11 protein-coding genes are annotated in these 21,314 nt (G+C 69.3%); 7 read left to right on the top strand and 4 right to left on the bottom strand.

What is annotated here, in order from left to right; translation table 11 throughout:
* Nucleotides 1-245: 245 nt before the first annotated feature.
* Together I5071_RS02405 and I5071_RS02400 are read left to right on the top strand one after the other, a co-directional pair.
* Entirely contained in the window at nt 246-485 is a 240-nt protein-coding gene (locus tag I5071_RS02405) for a hypothetical protein (protein ID WP_236520248.1), read from the top strand.
* Between the two features lie 64 nt (nt 486-549).
* Complete coding sequence (locus I5071_RS02400) at nt 550-1,263, top strand: hypothetical protein (RefSeq protein ID WP_236520247.1); 714 nt, start codon at nt 550-552, stop codon at nt 1,261-1,263.
* Between the two features lie 959 nt (nt 1,264-2,222).
* Here the strand turns inward: I5071_RS02400 and I5071_RS02395 are convergent.
* Together I5071_RS02395 and I5071_RS02390 are read right to left on the bottom strand one after the other, a co-directional pair.
* Nucleotides 2,223-10,181, bottom strand: a complete 7,959-nt coding sequence (locus tag I5071_RS02395) for a SpvB/TcaC N-terminal domain-containing protein (RefSeq protein WP_236520246.1) — start codon at nt 10,179-10,181, stop codon at nt 2,223-2,225.
* Between the two features lie 10 nt (nt 10,182-10,191).
* Entirely contained in the window at nt 10,192-13,668 is a 3,477-nt protein-coding gene (locus I5071_RS02390; protein WP_236520245.1) for a hypothetical protein, read from the bottom strand.
* Nucleotides 13,669-14,214: 546 nt separating this feature from the next.
* Here I5071_RS02390 and I5071_RS02385 point away from each other — a divergent pair.
* Entirely contained in the window at nt 14,215-14,874 is a 660-nt protein-coding gene (locus I5071_RS02385; RefSeq protein ID WP_236520244.1) for a hypothetical protein, read from the top strand.
* 3 nt (nt 14,875-14,877) lie between these two features.
* On the opposite strand, the gene I5071_RS02380 is transcribed toward I5071_RS02385, so the two are convergent.
* A complete protein-coding gene (locus I5071_RS02380; protein ID WP_236520243.1) occupies nt 14,878-15,597 on the bottom strand; it encodes a 4'-phosphopantetheinyl transferase family protein in 720 nt (239 codons plus the stop codon).
* Nucleotides 15,594-17,552 (bottom strand): serine/threonine-protein kinase, encoded by a 1,959-nt coding sequence (locus I5071_RS02375; protein ID WP_236520242.1) that lies wholly within the window; start codon nt 17,550-17,552, stop codon nt 15,594-15,596. Before I5071_RS02375 ends, I5071_RS02380 begins: the two co-directional genes overlap by 4 nt.
* A gap of 95 nt (nt 17,553-17,647) precedes the next feature.
* Here I5071_RS02375 and I5071_RS02370 point away from each other — a divergent pair, with 95 nt between their 5' ends.
* The 4 genes from I5071_RS02370 to tssG are packed head-to-tail and all read left to right on the top strand — an operon-like array spanning nt 17,648 to nt 21,265.
* Nucleotides 17,648-18,151 carry an Hcp family type VI secretion system effector gene (locus tag I5071_RS02370; RefSeq protein ID WP_053235913.1) on the top strand — a complete coding sequence of 168 codons (504 nt, stop codon included), beginning with the start codon at nt 17,648-17,650 and terminating at the stop codon, nt 18,149-18,151.
* A gap of 42 nt (nt 18,152-18,193) precedes the next feature.
* Nucleotides 18,194-18,538: a GPW/gp25 family protein gene (locus tag I5071_RS02365; RefSeq protein WP_157069521.1), complete on the top strand. Its 345-nt coding sequence runs from the start codon at nt 18,194-18,196 to the stop codon at nt 18,536-18,538.
* 25 nt (nt 18,539-18,563) lie between these two features.
* On the top strand, nt 18,564-20,312 hold the full coding sequence (gene tssF, locus I5071_RS02360; RefSeq protein WP_236520241.1) for a type VI secretion system baseplate subunit TssF: 1,749 nt from the start codon (nt 18,564-18,566) through the stop codon (nt 20,310-20,312).
* Nucleotides 20,276-21,265: a type VI secretion system baseplate subunit TssG gene (gene tssG, locus I5071_RS02355; RefSeq protein ID WP_236520240.1), complete on the top strand. Its 990-nt coding sequence runs from the start codon at nt 20,276-20,278 to the stop codon at nt 21,263-21,265. Before tssF ends, tssG begins: the two co-directional genes overlap by 37 nt.
* Nucleotides 21,266-21,314: the final 49 nt, after the last annotated feature.

Genomic DNA, 21,314 nt, shown 5'->3' with positions numbered 1-21,314 from the left:
ATCCAGGGCTATCGCCCCCTCGTCACGAGCACGATGACCCTCATCGATCTCGTCCACGCGATCCTCCCCGAGGTCGCGGGCAAGACGTCGATCACGCTGGAGAGCCTCGTCGAGATCGAGCGCGTGACGAGGCAGATGTTCGACACGCTGAACGCGCGTGAGCGCGGCGCGCTGCGCGTGCCCGCGGCCGAGCTCAGCACTCGCGGCTCAGCCACCTCTATTCGGTCTACGACCAGGTCCGCCGCATGCTCACGTACGTGCGCTGGTCCGAGGGCGACGCCGACGAGATCGCGCCCTCGCTCTACGCTGCGCGCCGCGGCTTCCGGGGCACGAGCTCGGAGTCGAGCGCGGGCCAGCCGAGCTCGGGTCAGCCGAATCCCACCCAGCCGACGAGGAACACGCCGACCGACCCCACCTTCACCCCCACGCCCGTCACGCCGATCGATCCGGTACCGGGCAGTGGCCGCGCGCCGTTCACGTCGTGACCGAGTGACCTGCACACATCGAGGCCCGTCATGTCCCGGCAGCGGCAAGACGGGCCTCGTCACCGTGCTCGTCGAGGAGGCCCTGGACGCCGGCATTCCGGTGCTCGTGATCGAGGTGAACGGCGATCTCCCGAACCTCTCGCTCTCGTTCCCCTCGCGCGTTCCCCTCGCTCGGCACGCCGAGGACGAGCCCGCTCGCGGCGATGCTGATGGGCTCGCCGATCCGCCTGTCGTCGACGAGGCGATCGCGCTCGAGCGTTCCTCACCGGGCTGGCAGACCGATTCCGACTCGGCGCGCGCCGCGCTCGCGCGCGCGATCTCGCTCGTACTCCGCCTCGCGGGGCTCGAGGGCGATCCGTCTCGCAGCTGCGACCAGGCGTTCCTCTCGGTGCTCGCCGAGCGGCGCGTCGCGCGAGGCGACGCGCCGCCGATCGAGGCGCTGGTCCTCGAGATCCTCGAGCCGCCGATCGCGTCAGGTCGGCCACCGCAGCGTCGGCCAGGTCGCGAAGGACTTGGACCACCTGGCAACTGCAATGCCGACCTACGGGGGAAGCTCCTGACCGGACGGGGGCGGCGTTCAGTCGATTTGTTGCGGAATCGCGGCTGCGCGGGGACCACCGAATATGTGCGCGAGGCCGCCCCAACACCAGAGTCGGCCTCTCCCGTCGATAGCGCAGGCCATCCCGGCGCCGGCCGAAAGAGCACGCGCACGCAAAGGAAGGTCGATCGTCACGAGGCTCGCCGGGTCACATTCCGTCGATGCGATGCATGTCGGTGAGAGACTGCCCCAACAGTGCACGGTGCCGGTCGCGTCCAACAGACATCCCCCATCGGAAGCGTCACACGCGAGCTGCAGTGGAGTAACGTCGACGGGAGCTTGGTTGGATAGCCCGAGCAATGCGTCCTCGGGAGGGGCACAGGCGAGCCAGCCGTCGCGAACGGCGCAGATCTGATCTGTGTTCGAGCACCACGCGGATACATTCGACTCAACCGCCACCGGCAGCGGTCCGAATACTCCCCCCCAGCAGCCGAAGTGGTCCACCGTGCCCGCGCAGACGTGCTCGTCGCCGCCCTCGATGCGAGTGCCCGGTCGAAGGCCCGTGCCCCCGTGCTCTCGCGACGCGTGGATCGGGGTGGGTGTGGCCGCCCCGACGCGGCAGATCACGTCTTCGGATGATCCGGCCGAGCAGACGCCGGATCGCCAGATCGCCACGTCGACGGATTCATGGTTGATCACGTCGCGCGGCCGTAGCTCCGGAGGCTCGCAATCGATCGCCGCCGTCGTGAGCGACCACTCCCAGCCCCAGCAGTACACGTGCCCGTTGGTTGCTCCCCCGCAGGCGAGGTCTTCTCGAACTGCGATGGCGAACAGAGGCACGTCGAGCGATGCGCGGCGCCACGACCCCTGACATCGTCCGGGAAGCCGCCACCGCCAACCCGCGCACCACGCGGCGCCCTCCTCATCGAGCGCGCAGACGATATCGCTGCCGACCTCGACGGTCGCCCAGGGCCCGTGGTGATCGCGGATGGGCTGGGAGGGCGGGCGGGCGCGCTGGTCGCCACAGCCCAGGGGGACGAGCGCGAGCACCGCGAGCGCCACTCGCACGAGGATCGCGAGCGAGCCCGCACAACGGATAGCGACGATCCTGTAGGGACGAGCAATCGGCGCATGCCGCCTGGAGAGGACCCAGGCTAACGGCGCAGTCGTCGCGCCGTCGCGCCCCGTGACCGACGCTCTCAGAGCGATCCTCTCGAGGTTCCATCGAACACACGCCATCGAATCACTCGTTCCATGTCGTCCTCAGAGTACGTCGAAGGGCGGTCGCCTCGCACTGGGACACCACTGCGATCGCTCTCGTAAATCCTTACACGTGCTGCGAGGCGGCCTTCTGTTCCGCCGGCCTCGGTGGGCAGGCGAACGGTGGCGATGTCGTGAACTGCGGCACGAATCGGCACGCCAAGGTACCGGGCCAGCGCGGACGGCATCGGCGATGCCCCCTGCCCGACCTCACACGAAAAGAGCGTGATACGCGACAGCTGGTGCTCACGAGTAGCAGCTCGGATCCGTTCGAGCCCTGCCGTTTGCTCCTCCGTCGAATCGAGACGCCGCCCGCGATCATCGGGCGGCATCAGAGTCCGCTCAGTGAGCGACCAGGGTCGTGACGCATGATCCCCCGGTTGCAGCTGGACCATGCCCGGCAGACCGTGCCCGAGTGCGATGATCACCTCGCCCCCGGCTCCGGCGGCGGCTGCTGCGCGTTCGAATCCCGCTGTGACCTCGGCAACTGTTGGAAACACACGCGAGCCGGATGCGCGCACTACGACGATCTCACGCCGCGACGGATCTACAGCGCGCCACTGCTGCGCGAAGGCGTAGTTTCCTCGCGCAACCTCCAGCTCGTACGCGACCTGCTCCGTATCGCGCGGCCGCGTATCGCGTGGACGGAACACGAGGAACACTTGGCGACCGGAAGTGGGGGCTTGTCGTGGCGCTGTGGCCTGCGGTTGTGCCTGCGGAGCGGTGTCGGTCCGCCGGGCAGTGGACTGCTGCTCTTGACTCTCCTGCCCTTGCCCATGCGCGTCCTGCAGCCCCAGGGTGTCAATGCCCGTCGCCGATCGACCCGCAACGTAGTGGAAGCTATTGAGAGCCTCTCCACCCCCATTTGCGTGCGTGTGCAGTGGGTCAGGACTCGCCCACCGCCCCAGCCGTGCAATCAGATAGCGCTCACCGAAGTAGCTGAGCCCGACTTCCTCGTCCCCCTCCTTGCCGGTGAACCCCGTGGGTTCCGCCGCGCTCGGATCGTCAATATCCGCGAGGAGCGTCTCCCGTGCTCCGTTCGGGTAATACGTGCTCGCCTCGAGCATGTCGCCGCTGGCCAGGTCGAGCGTCGCCGCGGTGGTTTGGATGACGTCGGTGAGCGGGACCGTCATCCGCCGGTTCTGGTGCGCGCTCTGGTCGAGGCTGTCGTGCCTCCACACGAGCCTCGCGCCGGCGACGAGGTACTGAGTCTCGGTCCCGAACGGGCCGGGCTCGTACCTCACGCCCGCGCCGCGCTGGAGGCCGCGGCGCTCGAAGTCGCCGGGCAGGACGTAGAGCGCGATGCGGTCGAGACCGTCGCCGCTGCCGAGCTCACCCTCGGTGCCGCCGACGGGCTCGAGCGTCTGCTTCACCGTGCGCTGATTCGCGCCGTCGTAGCGGTAGCGTTGGCGGACCTTCAGCTCCCACGTGGGCGCGGTCGACGAGCGATCCCATCGGCGAGCTTCGGCGAGGCGATTGAGCTCGTCCCAGCGATATTCGTAGTGCTGCTCGCTCGCGCACGCGCAGGTCTGACGGAGCGAGTCTCGACGGGCGAAGTCGTCGTTCGTTGCCGGGCCCGGCGTGCACGCCGTCTCGGAATCACGTCCTCCGCATTGCGCGCGGACGGTCATCGAGACGACGTTGCCGCCCTCGCCGTACGCCACCTCGAGCCAGCCCGCGTTGGTCTGGGTCGAGGTGATCGCGGCGGTGATGTTGGTCGCGAAATAGAGCGCGCTCGGACGAGCGAGATGGGCCGGATCGTCGACGCCGTTCGAGATCTCGCCGATGCTGCGCTCGTAGAAGCTGTCCTGGTCGTCGTTCCACTCGGTGCTGTTGCCGAGGAAATCGTAGTTCCAGGTGATGTTCACGGCGCGAGTCGGCGGACTCTCGGGGAGCATCGGCGCGGGCCGGGTGAACATCGGGTCGACGTTCACAGGCGGCTCCGTCGGAGGCGGATCGCCCTCGCCGCTCACCGGCTCGCCGCGGAGCGCCGCGTAGGTGTCGCGATAGTCCGTTGCCTCGTCGTCCGGCGTGCGTCGGTGGTCGTGCTGCGTGTACTCGAAGAACGCGCCGACGACGCGATAGAGCGCGTCGTGGTCGACGTGTGTCGTGCGCGGACGGAACCCGGCGGGCCACTCGCTGCCGTCGCGGTGATCGACGATGTCGGTGAGGTTCGACGCTGCGTCCCAGACGAGCTCCTGGTCGACGACGGTGCTCACTGCCGCGAGCGTGGGCTCTTCGCCAGGGCCCGCCGGCTCGGGGCCGGTGGGCTGTCGGGTGGTGATGAAGCGAATGGGGCGGCGGCGGCGGTCGTAACGAGTCTGGCTGACAGTTGCCTCGTGGCCGGGGCGCGCGTCGCCCCACGTGGTCTGGAGGACGGCGCCGTCACGGTCATAGGCGATGCCGCTGACGATCGGCTGGACGACTTCGCCGATGCGGGCGGTGGCAGTCGCGGGCAGACCGCGGCGGTTGTACGCGAGCTCTCCTCGGACGACCGGACCTTCATCAACGCCGTTCGGATCCCAGTCGAGATCGCGCGGCAGCGTCATCGAGACCGGGCGCGCGGCGTGATCGAAGGTCGCCGTGCGCACGTAGGTGTGCTCCTCGTCGTATGCGACGTCGCCGACCTGCGGCGCCTCGATCCGACGCGGTGGGTCTTCGGGGCTGGGCGGCGGGGCTCCGGGAGGCTGTAGGGGTGGCTCGAGCGCGGGGGCGTTCGAGATGAACGCCATCTGGCGCGCGGACCAGACCGCGTTGCCGCGGCGGTCGTAGCTGATGACGGATCGCTGGCCGCGATCCTCGACGCCGGTGGGCATACCGACGGCGCGCGCGTCGACCGTCGTGAGCACCGCGGGGTCCTCGGGATCGCCGAGATCACCGCCGCGCGCGTCGTCACTCCAGCCGAGACCGGAGTAGTCGTCGTAGTGGTAGAGGACGTCGACGGAGATCGCCGGGGTCTCGTCGTCCAGCCCCGTCGCGCCGGCCGTGAGCTGCGCGACGGGTTGCTCTCCGCGCATCGACGAAGCTTCGGCGCAGCTGACGTACTGCTCGCCGACGAGTCGACCGCCGAGATCGTAGAAGAAGTTCTGACCGCAGCCGCGCGGATCGCGCACTGCAGCGAGATCGCCGACGCGATTGAACAAGTATCGCCAGTTCGCTCCCGAGGGCGAGACGGTGTCCGGGTCGTGCGAAGTCCAGCGCCGACCGATGGAGTCGTAGGTGAATGTCCGGACGACTGTCATCGCATCACGGCTCGGCAGAGTCGCCGGTCGCGTGATCGAGGCGTTGCGCTGCGTGCGCGCCAGCGCGAGCACGGCGCCGTCCTGGCGGTACCACGTCCAGAGTCGATATTGCTCGTCCGCGCCGGTGTCGGGATCTCGATTGCGCAGAATCTGGTCGATCACGCGCCCGTGACCGTCGACTCGCGCCGTGGTGCAGGTCCGGTAGTGCGGAGACGAATGGTCGTTGTCGAGCGGATCGCAGACGTCGGTGGAGAGCGCGTGATGGCTCGTCCAGACGGTCGAGCCGTCTTCGGCGATCACGCCGCGCGCGCGACCGAATGCGTCGTAACGCGTGACGGCGTACGGAATGTCCGAGGGCAGCGCGATGACGGCCGCAAAATCGCTCTCGGAGCCGTCGTAGAAGTCGGGCTGGTAGGTGCGACGGACCGAGCCCTTCTGGTCGAAGGTCGTGATGCCGCTGCGGACCCACGCGTGAGCTTCGTCGCCCGTGGCGAGCGCGGCGCGCGGGCGGCCGAGGCCGTCGACGTAGCCCATTCCTTCGACCGGGCTCGCCTCCTCGCAGTTCTGCGCATCGCGCAGCACCGTGGTCGTGCGCACACGCGAGAGCGGCGCGTTCTCGGGGTCGGTCGTGAGCTCGTAGCGGATCAGCGTCGTCGGATGGCCCTCGATGCAACCGTCGACGGGCGGCGGGATCGCGGCGACGGGACGGCCGAAGCCGTCGTAGAGCATCTCGGAGATTTCGTGGTTCGGCGCTGCCGCGCTCAGCAGGAGCGCGAGCCCTCGGTCCCAGACGCCCTCCGTCTCGAGGTACGCCGTTGCACCGCGCCCGACCCACGCGCGCTCGACGAGGGCGAGCTGGTCGAACTGCGTGTCGCGCGTGACGGTTCCGTACCGCAGGCAGACGTCGGGGGGTGTACCCGTCGGGCCGGCGAGATTCCCACCGGCGCACTGCGCAATCGGCTGCCCCCAGGAGTCGTACGCGACCGATGCGACGGCGTTCTCACGGGCGTCGGCGATCTCGTACGGGAGCGCATCGCCCTCGTCGTCCGACTCCCCCTCGAAGTCGAGCTCGGGGATGCCGGTGACCGTCGTGACTGTGTACCGAGGATCGCCGGCCTCTGTGAACTCAACGGTGGTCTCGCCGAGCGCCACGCTCTCAGGGCCGTCCACCCACGTGCGTCGCGTTCGCCACATCCACGTACCGAGCCGGGTCACCTCGGTGTGCGCGACAATCGGTTCGTCGATGGCAGACAGGCCTCCATCGACCGCGACCGTGCCGTGCGCGGTCTGCTCCAGGACGTGACCGAGGTTGTCGATCTCGTCGTAGGTCGTGCGAATCCGCGCCCAGCGCGCGCCGCGAATCGACACCTCATGCGTTCGGCTGGATGCGATCGCAACCTCGCCGTTGTCGTCGGTCTGCTGGTACTCGACGTCGGTGAGCGTGACGCGCGCGTCCGTCAGCGGCGTGAACGGAGTGGTGTCGTATCGATACTCGTTCGCTTCGGTGACGTACGCGTAGTCGATCGGCCGACCGTCGAGCCCATCGGCGAGATGACGCACTGCGAGCGTCGCATGCGCGGAGGCGAGATATCGTCCGTCTTCGTCGAATGTCTCGGTGAGATACTCGCGGCCCTTGAGCGCTTCGTCGGGGTTGTGCTCGAGCCGCTCTGCTGCGATCGCTTGCGAACGACGGCCTTGCTGGAACCAGGTGCGCGTGATCGTCGTAGGGTTGTTCCAGTCGCCGATGGCCCAGGAGTCGGTGACGCCGAAGCCACGGAACTCCTGCTCGATGCCTTCGTAGTACGCGTCGTGGTAGTGCAGGCGCTGCGTCGCGCGCTGTGGCTCGAGGCCGTAGACGTGCATCCGGTCAGTCGTCGTGATCGAGCGGACGACCGTGGAGATCACCGGCGACCCACCGGAGCGATGCGTCAGCAGGCGCTCACCAGGGTCGCCCGGCTGGTTCCAGGTGAAGCAGTTCCGCGTGTCACCGGTCTCGCACGCCTGGAGATCGCGTAGATAGTCGACAGCGCTCGTCTCGTACTGGAGCTCGGTTCGCGCACCGAGGCCGTTCTCGACGCCGACCAGAAGCCGCGGCCGGAGCCCTCCGACGAGATCGATGTACCTCCACCCGTGCGCCGTGCCGTAGACGACATCGACGGTGCCCGATCCATCGATGTCGACCAGGCGAATGCGATTGGCGAATCCCGGATTCGCCGGCACGCCGCGCACGATGATGCGCTGAGCGAACGCGCGCCCCGCGCGATTCAGCCACACGTCGATCGCGTCGAAACGGACCTGCACGACGTCGTCAGTGCCGTCCGAGTCGATGTCTGCGAGGTACACGCCCGCGAGCTCGGTGTTGGTCTCGGCCGGCGGAGTCGTCATCTCGATGTGACGATCACTGATCAAGCCGGGCTCGCACCCACGAGCACCGATCCCGAAGCTGCCGTCACCCCGACCGGGCCAGTAGATCACGCGGCCACGGCGAATGCGCACCAGGTCCTGCAGACCGTCGCCGTTCATGTCGCCCAGGCGCGACTCGAGATCTTCGAAGTCATAGACGGTGCCGGCGACCGGTAGACACGAGCGGACCGGGGCAGTGCTCAGCGTGGCAGTCTCACCGCCCCACGAATACGAGCCGAACCGCCCTTCCCCGCCGTCGAGCCAGCCGAGGTTGAGCCACGTCTGGATCTCGGTGCCCGTCGTGCGGACGACATCGATCAGATGGTCGTTGTTGACGTCGAGCACCTGGATGTGCGCGCCGTCGCGGCCGAGATCGATGCGCGGATCGGCGTCGGTGGTGGGCAGGCGGACCTGCTCGTAGCTCCACTGCCATCCCTGCGAGGCGGGCGAGAACTCGCCCTCACCCTCGGGGGAGCGAGTCGGTGAGAACCAGCCGTACGTGCGCTGCCGCGGCATGTGGAGCAGGTCGCTGCGCCCATCGCCGTCAATGTCCATCGGCGCGACGTTCGGATTCGACAGCGCCATCACAGCGTCCATCCCAGCCGGGATCGCGACTGGAACTGCCGCGCTGAACTGCGCCGCCGTCTCGGCGGGCGCTGCGGCGGCGCCGCGGAATCCATTGAAGAACACACCCGCCGCGGGGCGCCCGTCGCGCGTTCGATAGCGCGCGGGGTCGGTCACCACGAGGTCCGGCAGGCCGTCGGAGTTGACGTCGAACAGATCGCTTCGCGCTTCGTCGACCGAGTGCGGCGGACTGCCGATCACGTCGTGCACGGTCCCATCGAGCGCAGGCGGAACCGGCGTGTAGTCGAAGCGCATCGCCGGGAGCATCGGACCGACGGGGCTCGGGCCGAGGCTACGCTCGGACACCGGGTCACCGAGCACTCGCACGCCCCACTCGTTCTCCGCGTCGGGACGCCCCTCGAGCTGCACCGAAGTGAGCATCGAGTGGAATCCATCGTTCGAATACGAGAGGTGATATCGGCGCACGAGCGCGCGCTCGCCGAGCCCGTCATCCCATGCAGTCACCACCACACGCGCGAGGCGCCGTGGCGTCGCGATTCGCCAGCCGCTCACCCACGTGTCGAAGACGTCGGGGCGCACTTCGTACTCGAATGCGACGCGCGACGCATAGGAGCCGAGGCTCTCGGTGCAGTCGGCGTTGTCGTCGGCCGACCCGACGGCGCACCCGTGCGGCGAGACGTACGTGACGTCTTGTAGGTACGCGTTGTTCTCGTGCTGCTGGTACCGGTACCACACGGGCGAGCCGTGCGAGTCGGCCATCCGCGTCAGCATCCAGCGATACACGCGATTCGGTGCGCTGGGATCTCGCTCCAGCGCGTTCACCGAGCCGCTGACGATCTCACTCGGCCCGACGCTGACGCGCCCGAAGTCGAAGCGACTACCGTCCTTCGAGAGCACGACCCAGCGCGTGAAATCGGGGGCGCGGAAGAAGCGCATGAATCCGCCCTCGACGCGAGCGCGGTACTCCTGCCACTGATCCGTCACGCCGTCCGGGAACGTCGGCATCGCGGTCGACGACTCCATATCGACTCGCGCCATCACCCCCGAATTGACGGGAACCAGCTCCTGACCGCCGTTGTAGATGAAGCGGTCCTCGCCGCGATGCCATCGCAGCCGATCGTCGTACTGCGGCACACCGCGATCGACTTGGCGCGAGATGAAGGGGGCCGAGAGCGACCAACCGAAGCCGACGGGTCCGTTTCCACCGCTCGTCGCGTACGCGAGCGAGAAGCTCGGCTGCACGCCTGCGCGACCCGGCGCGACTGCGATCGGCACGCCGAAGCTCCCGGTGCCGGAGCTCAGGTTCGGCGTGAACGACTCGCCCATGCCCTCGATCGACCCCTCGGCCGTCGGCAGCGAGATCGCCTGAGGATTGACCGCCGTGCGTGTGTCTCCCCCCGGGAGCGCAAGCGGTGCGCCGCTCGAGGTCTCGCTCGGTGGCGGCCCTTCGTGCTCGGCGTCGGTGTCGAGCTCGACGTCCTCGAGGTGCGCCTCGTCGAGCTCGGGCTGGCGGTCGTACGCGGCCTCGCGGATCGCGCGCTGCTCCTCCTCCGAGATCTCGATCTCCTGCGCCTGTGCGAGGCGCGGCGCGAGAGGCGTCCAGAACAGCAGCGTCGCGAGCCCCGCCGAGAGAGCTCGAGACACGAGCGAGTGAGCGTGAGTCTTCATCGGAGCTCTCTCACGGCTCTGCAACGGCCGTCGCCTGGAGTCGATTGATGTTCGTTCCGTCGCCGAGCTCGTAGTCGTAGTTGCGACCCCAGCAGCGGATCGCTCCGCTGGTCAGCACGGCGCAGCTGTGGTTTCCGCCGGCAGCGATCACGCTGATGCCGGACAGCCCCACCACCGGCGTGGGCGTCAACGATTGCGTCTCCGTTTCGTCCCCCAGCCGGCCGAACTCGTTGTGTCCCCAACACCTGCCCGCGCCGGTCGTGAGCCGAGCGCAGGTGTGAAAGTTCCCGGCGCTCACGCGCGCGACGCCGGACGACAAGGGCGCGATCGGCGACGCTCGGTCTACCGTGTCGCCGAACCCGAGTTGGCCGTAGAGGTTCGCCCCCCAGCACCACAGCTTGCCGCTCGTCGCGACAGCGCAGGAGTGGTTGGTGCCTGCGCTGATCGAGGCGATACTCTCGAAGAGCACGGGCGATACCGGTGTGGTGCTGCTGTTCCACGACGCGTCTCCCAGCTGTCCGGAGGAGTTCAACCCCCAGCATCGCACCGCGCCGGTTGAGAGCAGAGCGCAGCTATGGCTGTTTCCAACCGCAATTGCAGTTGCCGTCGTGATCCCAGTCACCTGGACCGGAATCGTCGAATTCGCCGTGCCGTTACCCAGCTGACCGGCGGAGTTGCTGCCCCAACACCACACCGTGCCGTTGGACCGGACTGCGCAGCTGTGGCTCCCGCCAGCGGCTACGTCGACGACACCGCTTCCGAGACCCGATACCGTCACAGGGGTCGAGCTGGCCGTCGTGTTCCCCACCCCGAGCTGCCCGGATGCGTTCGATCCCCAACACCACGCTGCGCCAGTGCGGACAGCGCACGTGTGGTTGAGACCCGCGGAGACCGAGGTCACTCCGCTCGACAGCGTGGAGACCGCCACTGGCGTCGAAGCCGAGGTCGTCGTTCCATTCCCGAGTCGACCGCTGGCGTTGTATCCCCAGCACACGAGTGCTCCCGTCTCGCGGATCGCGCACGTGTGCCAGCGGCCCCCCGACACGGATACCGCATCATTGCAGCTCGAGCCGGTGCAACCCCAGTCGCAGCGAGCTCCGCAGCTGCCGCAGTTCAGAGCAGTACCCAGCTCGGTCTCGCACCCGGATGCCGTCGTGCAGTTCGCCCAGCCGGTGTCACAGACGAACGCTCCGCACGTGCCGGACGCGCACGTGCTCGCTGTCACGTGCGGCAGGTCGGCACAACGAACGCCGCAGGCTCCGCAGTTCAGAGCGTCCGTGGCGCTGTTGACCTCGCAGCCGTCGGTAAAGTCGCCGTCACAGTTCCGGTACGAGCCGCTGCACGTGATGCTGCACGTCCCCGCGCTGCACGTGCCGCCGGTCGTGTTCAGGCGCCCCGTGCAGGAAATTCCACATCCGCCGCAGTTGCCGGCGTTCGACGAAATGTCGACCTCGCAGCCGTCCCAGTAGTCACCATCGCAATTGCGGCGCGTGCCGACACACGTGAACGCGCAGGAGCCGGCCGAGCAACTCGCACTCGTCCACGTCCACCGCGTGGCAGGATCTCCGGCGCGGCAGTCGCGACCGCAGGCACCGCAGTGCGCAACGTTCGTGGTCACCTGCGTCTCGCAGCCGTTCAGCGCGTACTCATCGCAATCGCCGTACGTGTTTGCGCACTCGAGCATGCACTCGAAGGGCCCGACGCACTCACCGTAGGGCGCGTTGGCCTGTCCGATGCAACTGTATCCGCACGAGCCACAGCGCTCGGGGTCCGAGCCTGCGACGTCCGTCTCGCATCCGTTCTCGAAGTCGAGGTCGCAATCGCCGAGGCCGCTCTCGCAGGCGTATTCGCAGCTCCCGGTGTGACAGTACGACTCTTCCGTTCCCGGCAGGCCGGCGCAGGACACACCGCACGCACCGCAGTGTTCGTCGTTCCAATCGAGGTACTGACACGTGCCGTCGCAGCGTGTCGTGCCCGGGACGCACTCGCAGGAACCTGCGTTGCACTCCTCCGTCGTCGAGCACGCGTCACCGCAGGCGCCGCAGTCGTCTTGCGTGCCGAGCGGAGTCTCGCAGGTCTCGTTGCCGTCACAATCGGCGAGCCCCGGCTCGCACGCGTACTGACACACACCGTCGACACACGTCGCCTCGGCACCTTGAAGAGAAGGGCAGTGGTGATTGGCGGCGCATTCGGAGCACTCACCCGCCATTGCGTCGCAGATCGGGGTCTGACCCCCGCAGCGCCGACAGAGGTCCGGGTACGGCAGCAGGTGCACGCGGAGCGCCCGTCCCGCACGCACGTCGGCGACGCCGGCATCGACTCCCGCTCCCGCGTCGGCGGGCGGCTGGACACCGATCGTGTCTTCCAGCCACGCGACCCAGACTCCGCGCGGAGCCCTGGACATCGCGACCGCGTATGTGCTGCGTTCACTGAGCTCATCGCGGAGACGCGACAAATCGGAATCCTCGACCCCCCCCGCGCTCTGCGCGAACGCAATCGTCGCGACGCCATCCTCCTCTTCCCACGCCGCCAGCCACCTGCCCTGGGCAAGGCCGGCGACGACAGGAGCACCCTGCCCCAGCGGGCGGACGCGAGGAGGTTCCCCGGTCGATGCGAAGACCAAAGGAGCGCCGAGCCCTTCAGCGTTCGACGTGCGCAGTTCGATGTTGCCACGTGGGTCTCCGACACGAGTCACCCACGCCGCAACGACATCTCCCGTGTCCAGCGAGGCGAGGGCCGCGCTGGAAGCGAACGGCTCGGCGACGACGAGCGGTGCAAGCAATCCGGAGAACCCGACCCGCCGCAACAGGACGCGCGACACGAACGCCGGATCCGGATCGTTGGGATCGGGTCCTTCCGACCACGCGATCACGACGTCGAGCCCGCTCACGGTGAGCGACGGCTCGCCTACGGGACGGTTCGCAGTGGAGACGAGCTCGGCGCTCGGCGCGAATGGCACGCCTCGCTCGTCGAATGCGCGTACGAGCACGCGTCCGATCGCACCGTTCTCGGCGGGAGCGCTCCGATCGACATACGCGACGACCAGTCCGTCGGCATACCAGGCAACACTCGGCGCGCTCTGATCACCGTTTGCTTCCGTTCCCGCGCTCACAGGAAACGACCCACCGATCACGCCGGTCTCCGAAACGAACGCTGCGCGCACGCCGAGGCCGTCGCCGTCCGCGCCCGCTGCGGACCAAGCGATCGCCCACCCCGCCTCTGGTCGGCCCGCCGCGGCCAACGACAGGTCGCTGCCGCGTCCGGCGATCCGCGCGACGAGCAACGAGCCTCCGATCGGCCTACCGTCGACCTCGAATCGCTGGGCACGGATCTCGCGCGCGTCCTCGTGCGCAAGCTCGATCGTCCACACGACCAGGGCTGCGCCCCGCCCGTCGACGGCGATCGCGGGCCGGACGCGCGCCGCCTGGTTCGGCGAGAGCGACATCGTCTCCGGTACGCAGGTCGCCGAGCAGCCGTCGCCCGACACGTTGTTGCCGTCGTCGCAAGGCTCCCGGGCGGGCGTGGGCCCCGGCTCCGCAAAGCCGTCTCCACATCGCCGTGCGACGCAGGCGCCGGCGACGCAGATCCCGCTCGGGCACGTCGTCCCGTCTGCCTGGTCTCGACGCGTGCACCAAACTCCGTCACACGTCGCGACCTGACACGCGTCGCTCACGCAGCCGTCGCAGCCCGGTGTCGTGCCGCCCAGCGTCGCACAACCGCCGCCGTCACAGGACGGCGCCGGAGGACCCGCATCGAAGGCGACGACGATCTCGTCCGTCGGGATCTCCGCAGCGCACGCACCACACGTCGCAGCGATCAACGCGATCCACGCGGCCGCTGGGCGACCGACGCCGGCGCTCACCTGGTGGAGCCGGAATTGTCGGCGCGCGGACGCAACGTCGATGCTTGGACGGACGAGCATGGCCGCATCTTTTCGGCGGGGCTCCGGCGGTGCACCCCCTTCGTGGGGGGCTTCTTCGGTAGACGAGTGCAGCCACCCATGTCACGGTCGGCCCCCGCAAAGGAGACGACGATGTCCGCTCGAGCCTCCTCCGCGCCGCGTCCGAAGCTGCAACCACCGATCTCCGGCGTCTTCCGCGCTCGATCTGTCCGACACGTGCTGGAGCCAATCCAGTGCGAGGCGGTCACGATAGGAATCCCGCCCGCGTGTTTGCCGACGAGCCCATCCGGGCTCGATGTACGCGCGGCGGGCGATCTGGACGATTTGACGGCCGCGCTCCTGCGCCGACGGGGGATCGTCGGAGTCGTCGTCGAGCGGACGGCGTGCGAGCGCTCGATTCAAGCGGTCGAGCGCATTCGAGCGACGTCACGGCGCATGCCGATCCTGCTCGTTGGCCTCGAAGACGAACGATGGCCCGGATCGACCGGAGGGATCTTCAGCTGCGACAACGGTCAGCTCGGAGACCTCGGCCGCGATTTCTTCGCCTACTGCGAACAACGCGCGCTGCATTGTCATCGAAAGATCGACGAGTTCGCGGGACGGCATCGCTTGACCGGTGCCGAGGCCGACCTGCTCTGGCGCTACGCGATGGGCATCCGGAGCGGCGATCTCGATCGCGCGCAGGGCGTCGGGCGCGACACCAAGAAAGAGCGCATCGCGAGCATTCGCACGAAGACGATGCTCGACGAGCTCGACGACGTCATCGACGTCGCGCTCGATCGCTGGCTCTGACGCTCACGGCTCGATGCGCACGGCGGTGATCACTTCACCCGCCGGGAACGCATCGAGCCGATATCGTCCGTGCGCGACGAAACCCTTCGCGAACGGGCCGACGTCGTTCTGGAACTCGCACTCGAGGCGACCCCGCGTCGCGCTCTCCGCGATCATCTCCACGCGCAATTCGTGGAACCCCATGAACTGCGTCGAGCGCGGATATTGCGCCTTGTAGAGCGCCTCTTTCGCCGAGAAGAGCGCGAGCGCCATCCGGCCGCGCACGTCGTGCGCGAACTGCGCATCGAGCGCGTCGACCTCTTCGCGCAGGAAGACCGTCTTCCAGAGCTCGCGCTTGAGCTCGTCGCGGTGCTCGACGTCGATGCCGATCGTGCCCACGGTCGCACGATCCCCGACCGCGACGACCGCACGGGTGTCGCAGTGCGAGATGCTCCCCGTGATGTGCGCGGGCCAGATCGGCGAGCGATCCTGCGCGTTGAGCAGCTCGTAGTCGTGCAGTCCGAAGCGCGCGAGGGCTGCCTTTGCCAACGCGCGTGCGGTCGCGAACTCGCGCTTCCGCTTGTCGACGGCGCGCGCGACGAGCTCGGCCTCGCGCGGCGTGATCGCAGCGAGCGCGACGTCGGTCACGTGCGCGCTCACGACGAGCACGTCGTCCGCGAAGAGCTCGGTCACGCGCTCCGAAGGCACCATCGAGCTTGTATAGCCCGACCTCGCGTCGCTCACCCGTCGAGCGGGAAGCGCACGACCACGCGCTCGGTCACTTCGCTCGCGACCTCGATCGAGCGGCGCTCCTCGCGCTCACCGTTGCGCACGACGATCACGTGGTGCCCCGGTCGCAGCGTCGCGGTCACGGGAGACGTGCCGTGATCGCGGCCGTCGATCGTCACCTCACCCATCGGAAGCGCCACCACCGACACGCGGCCAGGCGGTACCTCGGGCGGCGGCGGAGTCGGGTTCGAGCTCGCGGTGACCCGCGGCTCGCGCTCCGGGCGATCGCGATCACGAGTCGTGGGGCGAGGACGCACCGGCTCCGGAGTCGGCTCCGGCACGGGCGTCGCGGTGGTCGCCACCACTGGATCGCTGACCGGCGCCGGCGCTTCGACGATCGGTGGCGCCGCAGGAGGTGCGCTCGGCGGCGGAGTCGTGACCACCGGCAGCGGCGTCACGACAGCGACGGGCGTTCGCGTCCGGATCCACCACACGCCCGCCGCGCCGACGACGCCGACGAACGCGATCCCGAGCGACATCGCGAGCGCGATCCACGCGCCCAGCGACACTCCCACTCTCGGCTGCGGCGCGACGACCTGCGGAATCGAGATCTCCGACTCGGCGACTGGCACGCTCGAGTCGCTCTCCATCGCCACCGCGGGGCGCGTGCGCGTCGAAGGCAACGGCGGTTTCGACGTCACCGGCCCGGTCCTCTCTCCCTCGCTCGCGACGTTCACCCGACGTCCCGCGGGCACCGTGCGCGGGTCGTGCGCATCGTTCTGCGCCGGCGGCGTCCAGCTCTTCTCCTGCGCCGCACGGTCGAGCGCGCGCGCGACGTCCTCGCGGGGCTCCGCTCCCATCGCGAGCGCACGCTGAGCGAGCTCTCCGGCCGTGCGCGTTCGATCGTTCGCCGGCTCGTCGGGCAGCGACTCGGTCTTCACGAACCCGCGCATCTCGGAGATCGACTTCGGCGCTTCGCGCTGCACGCGCTTCACGAGATTGCCCAGCAACCGCCGTGCGTTCGTGGGCGGCGGCGACGCCGCGAGCGCGTCGAGCACGTCGGCCGCGTTCTCGAAGCGCGCGCTGGGGTCGGGCCGGATCAGTCGCTCCACCACCTCGGCCAACGCAGGCGGCGTGTGGGGCGCGAGATCGTTCAGGCGCGCGTGCTGCCCCTTGCTGATCTTCTGGAGCGTATCGAGCTCCGTCACGCCGACGTAGGGCCGCTTCCCCGCGAGGCACTCGAACAGCACCACGCCGAGCGCGAAGAGATCGACTCGGTGATCCATGTTCTCACCGAGCGCCTGCTCGGGCGGCATGTACGGCACCTTCCCCTTCACGATACCGGTGCGCGTGTGGTGCCCGTGCGACGCCGCCTTCGCGATGCCGAAGTCGGCGAGGCGGATCGCGCCGTCGGTGCTGACGAGGATGTTCGACGGCGTGACGTCGCGATGGATGATCCGCGCCGGCCTGCCGTCGATCTCCACCTCGTGCGCGTAGAGCAGCGCCGACGCGAGATCGGCCGCGACGAGCAGCACGAGATCGGTCGGCATCGGCTGCGAGAGCTTGCCGAGCCCGCTCAGCAGCGTTCGCAGGTCGGAGCCGTCGACGTACTCCATCGCCATGAACCACGTGCCTTCGACCTCGCCGAAGTCGTGGATGCCCGCGATGTGCGGATGATCGAGGCGCGCCGCGAGCCGTGCTTCGTCCTGGAAGAGACGCACGAACTCGGGGTCCTGGTTGTAGCCGGGTAGCACGCGCTTGAGCGCGACGCGCTTCGCGAAGCCCTCGGGCCCGCGACGTTGCGCGAGGAACACCTCGGCCATTCCGCCTGCCCCCAGGCGCTTCTCGATCTCGTACGCGCCGAAACGCTCCGGCATGGACCCGCCTCCCTGCTCTCTGCGCAGCGGGCCTCTTATCTGCGCGACCGGTGCCGCGTTGCGTCGACGACTTTTTTCGTCGGCGCGACGCAACGACGTGCGGGTCGCTGCGATGAGGGGCTTGCGTGCGGGCAGAGGGCCCGGCGCGAAGGCGACCCCTCGAGAGGGGGAGAACGAGGAAAGCGAAGATGAGCCAGCAGAGCGTGTATCTGAAGCTGAAGGTCGGCGGCAACGACGTCGCGGGCGAGTCGACCGTGCACAACATGGGCGGCGAGGACGTCCAGAACGCGATCGAGTGCGTCGGGTTCGAGCAGCTCCTCAGCGTCGGCTACGACCCGCGCGTGTCGCGCCCGACCGCGCCGCCCGCGTTCGGCCCGGTGCGCATCCGCAAGGAGATCGACAAGTCGACGCCGGTGATGGCGCAGGCCCTCACCGCGACGAGCCCCGCGGAGGCGGTGTTCCACTTCTTCCGCCAGTCGAGCTCGGGCTCGGGCACCAAGGAGTTCTATCGCGTGAAGCTCGAGAACGCGCGCATCGCGCGCATGGAGTCGAACGTGCTCGAGCGCGAGGGTGACGAGCTCCCGCGCGAGGTCGTCGACTTCGTCTTCAGCAAGATCAGCTGGACATACATCACGGAGGACGGCGACACGACCGAGCACTCGTGGGACTGGGCGCAGCAGCCGAACTCGTGATCTCGCGCGAGCGCGTGAGTCGATTCGTGTGGAGGGCGGGTGATGCGACGCGGTCTCTTCGATCGTCTCGAGTCCGGTGCTCGTCAGATCGGCGAGGCCGAGTCGATCGTCGCCCACCTCCACGCGCTCCTCAACGCGCGCGGAATCGTCGACCTGACGGATCTCGTGCACACGCTGCCCGACGGCATGCGTAGCGTGGAGCTCACGATCAAGAAGGCGATCGAGAGCCACGAGCCGCGGCTCGCGCAGGTGAGCGTCCGCCACCTGCCCGGTGACGACGCACTGCGGCTCGATTTCCAGGTGCAGGCGCGCCTCGCCGCCGATCCGCGGCGCGCCCTGCGCCTCCGCACGTGGGTGCGACTGCCCGGTCGCTTCCGCGTGGATTGACCCGCTCGCAGAAAGGACTCGAGTCGTGTTCTCTCGTTATTACCAGAGCGAGCTCGCCTATCTGCGCGACATGGGTCGCGAGTTCGGGCTTCGTCACCCCGGGCTCGCCGAAGCGCTCACCGAGCGCGGCACCGATCCCGACGTCGAGCGATTGCTCGAGGGCTTCGCGTTCCTCGCCGCGCGCATCCGCGAGCGCACCGAGGCCGCGGTGCCCGAGCTCGCCGAGCCGCTGGCGGAGCTGATCGCGCCGCACACGCTGCGCGGCATTCCTGCGGCGACGATCCTCGAGCTCGAGCCGCGCGCCGGCGCGCTCCGCGCGCGCCACGAGATCAAGGCCGGAGCGATCTACGGATCGCGCGCGGTGCAGGGCGCCGCGTGCCCGTTCCAGACGCGCGCCGACGTCGCGCTCACGCCGGCGCGGATCGAAGTCTGTCGGCTCGACGAGATGCGCGCCGACGCGCCCGAGATCGTCGCTCGCATCCGGGTGCCCGAGGCCGCGCGCGACTCGGTGCTCGGCCCTGCCCCGCTGCGCCTCTTCCTCCACGGCACGCACGCGCTCGCCACGACGCTGCTGCTGTGGATCGCGCGGCATCTCGACCAGGTCTCGGTGCGTCTCGCGCCCGGCGACGAGATCCATCTCGGCGCATCGGCGGCGCGACTGCCGGCGCTCGACGGGACGATCGGGGATCTCTGGCCCTGGCCCGAGACCGCGCCGGTCGGCCCCCGGCTCGCCGCCGAGTACTTCACGTTCCCCGAGAAGTTCTTCTTCGTCGACGTGCACGGCCTCGAGCGCGTGCCCGCGGCGCGAGCGCGCGAGACGCTCGAGCTCTCGTTCCGATTCCGCAAGCCGCCCGCGCTGCCGGAGCGTCTGCCGACCGACGCGCTGCGACTGCACTGCGTTCCTGCGATCAACCTCTTCACCACGTCGGCCGAGCCGATCCGCCGCGCGCCACTGCGCGAAGAGCTGCACCTGCGCGCCGCGGGCCTCGCGCCGCACCAAGCCGAGGTGCACACCGTCGATCGTGTGATCGGCCGGCGCATGCGCCGCGGCGGGGAGATCCACTACGGCGCGCTCTCGCTCTTCGATCACGGGCGCGGCGGGGCCCACGACGCGTTCTTCACGCTGCGCCGTCGGCGCTCTCCGCTCGACGGCGGGCTCGATACGTATCTGCTGCTCGGCGACGACGGCGCGCCCGACGACGGCCTCGTCGACGAGACGGTGTCGGTCGAGATGACGTGCACCAGCCGCTTGCTCGCGTCCGAGCTGCGCGCTGGGGACGTCGGCGCACCGCTGCCCGCCTCACCGACGCTCGCGACCGCGCGCAACGTGAGCCGCGTCTCGAAGCCGATTCCCGCGGCGCTGGGAACCGAGCTGCAGTGGCGCCTGCTCGGCTATCTCGCGAGCACGCATCGATCGCTCGCGAGCCCCGACGCGCTGCGCAGCCTGCTCTCGTCGTTCAACGTGCCCGAGCTCGTCGACGTGCACGTCGAGCGCGCGAATTCGCTGCGGCTCGAGGGAATCCGCGAGGTGCGCGCGCACGCCGCGACGCGCGCGCATCGCGGCGCGGTGGTGCGGGGCGTCGAGACCCGCATCGAGCTCGAGGAGTCGCGCTTCTCGGGCCCCGGCGACGCGTTCCTCTTCGGGTGCGCGCTCGATCGCCTGCTCTCTGCCGAGGTCCCGATCAACGCGTTCTGCGCGCTCTCGGTCGGTCTCCATGCGTCGATGAAGGAGCTCACGTGGACGCCGCGGACGGGCACGCAGTCGATCCTCTGAGCGCGCTCCGAGGCGCGCTCGCGACCTCGGGTCGTCGCGCGTCCTTCTTCGCGCTGGTCGCGGCGCTCGAGCGACGCTTGGGCAGCGCTGCGCTCGGCACCGAAGCGCGCCCCGCGGACGAGCGGGTGCGGCTCGGGCACAGCCCGGCGCTCACGTTCGCGGCGAGCGACGTCGCGCGCGTCGAGCTCGATGGCGCCAAGGCGCGCGTCGAGACCACGTTCCTCGGCGCGGCGGGCACCATCGGCCCGCTCCCGCTGTTCATGCTCGAGGAGATCGCGGGCGAGGACCCCGATCGCGCGGTGCGCCGCGATCTGCTCGACGTGTTCCACCACCGCGCGCTCTCGCTGCTCTATCGCAGCGTGCAGCGCCTGCGACCGAGCGCGGTGCTTCGCGACGACGGCTCGGACTTCTGGAGCCATCGTCTGGTGTCCGCCGCCGGCGCCGACGCGAGCGCGCTCAGCATGCCCGAGCGCATCGCGATCCTCCCGCTGCTCGCGACGAGCCGGCGCAGCGCGCTCGGGTTCCAGCGCGCGCTGCAGATCCTCGTGCGCCGACGCGTGCCCACCGCGCGGCTGGTGATCGAGATCCGCGAGCTCGCGGGTGATCGCGTTCCGATCGCGGAGCGCAGCCGCATGCGCCTCGGCCGCTCGGCGCACGCGCTCGGCCGCGAGACCGTGCTCGGCGCGAAGGCGGCCGATCCCGGCGGTCGCTGCGTCGTGGTGATCCGCGGGCTCGACGCGACGACCCACCCGCGATGTCTGCCCGGCGGGGATCTCCACGCGCTCGTCCGCGAGACGTTCCGCCTCTTCGATCCCGCAGGCATCGAGCTCGAGCTCGAGCTGCACGTCGACGCGCAGGCCAGCGGGTTCCCGCTCTCGCACACGACCGGGCTCGGGCGCCGCACCTGGCTCGCGAGCGCGCGCACGTCGCGGACCGTCCGCGTCGCCGCCTGATTTCGGACGCAACGTGATCGCCGCGCGACCGATGACGCGGCTCGAGGAG

It is taken from the genome of Sandaracinus amylolyticus, from assembly GCF_021631985.1.
In the GTDB taxonomy this organism is placed as follows: domain Bacteria; phylum Myxococcota_A; class Polyangia; order Polyangiales; family Sandaracinaceae; genus Sandaracinus; species Sandaracinus amylolyticus_A.
This window is presented reverse-complemented; position numbering and strand designations above follow the sequence as displayed.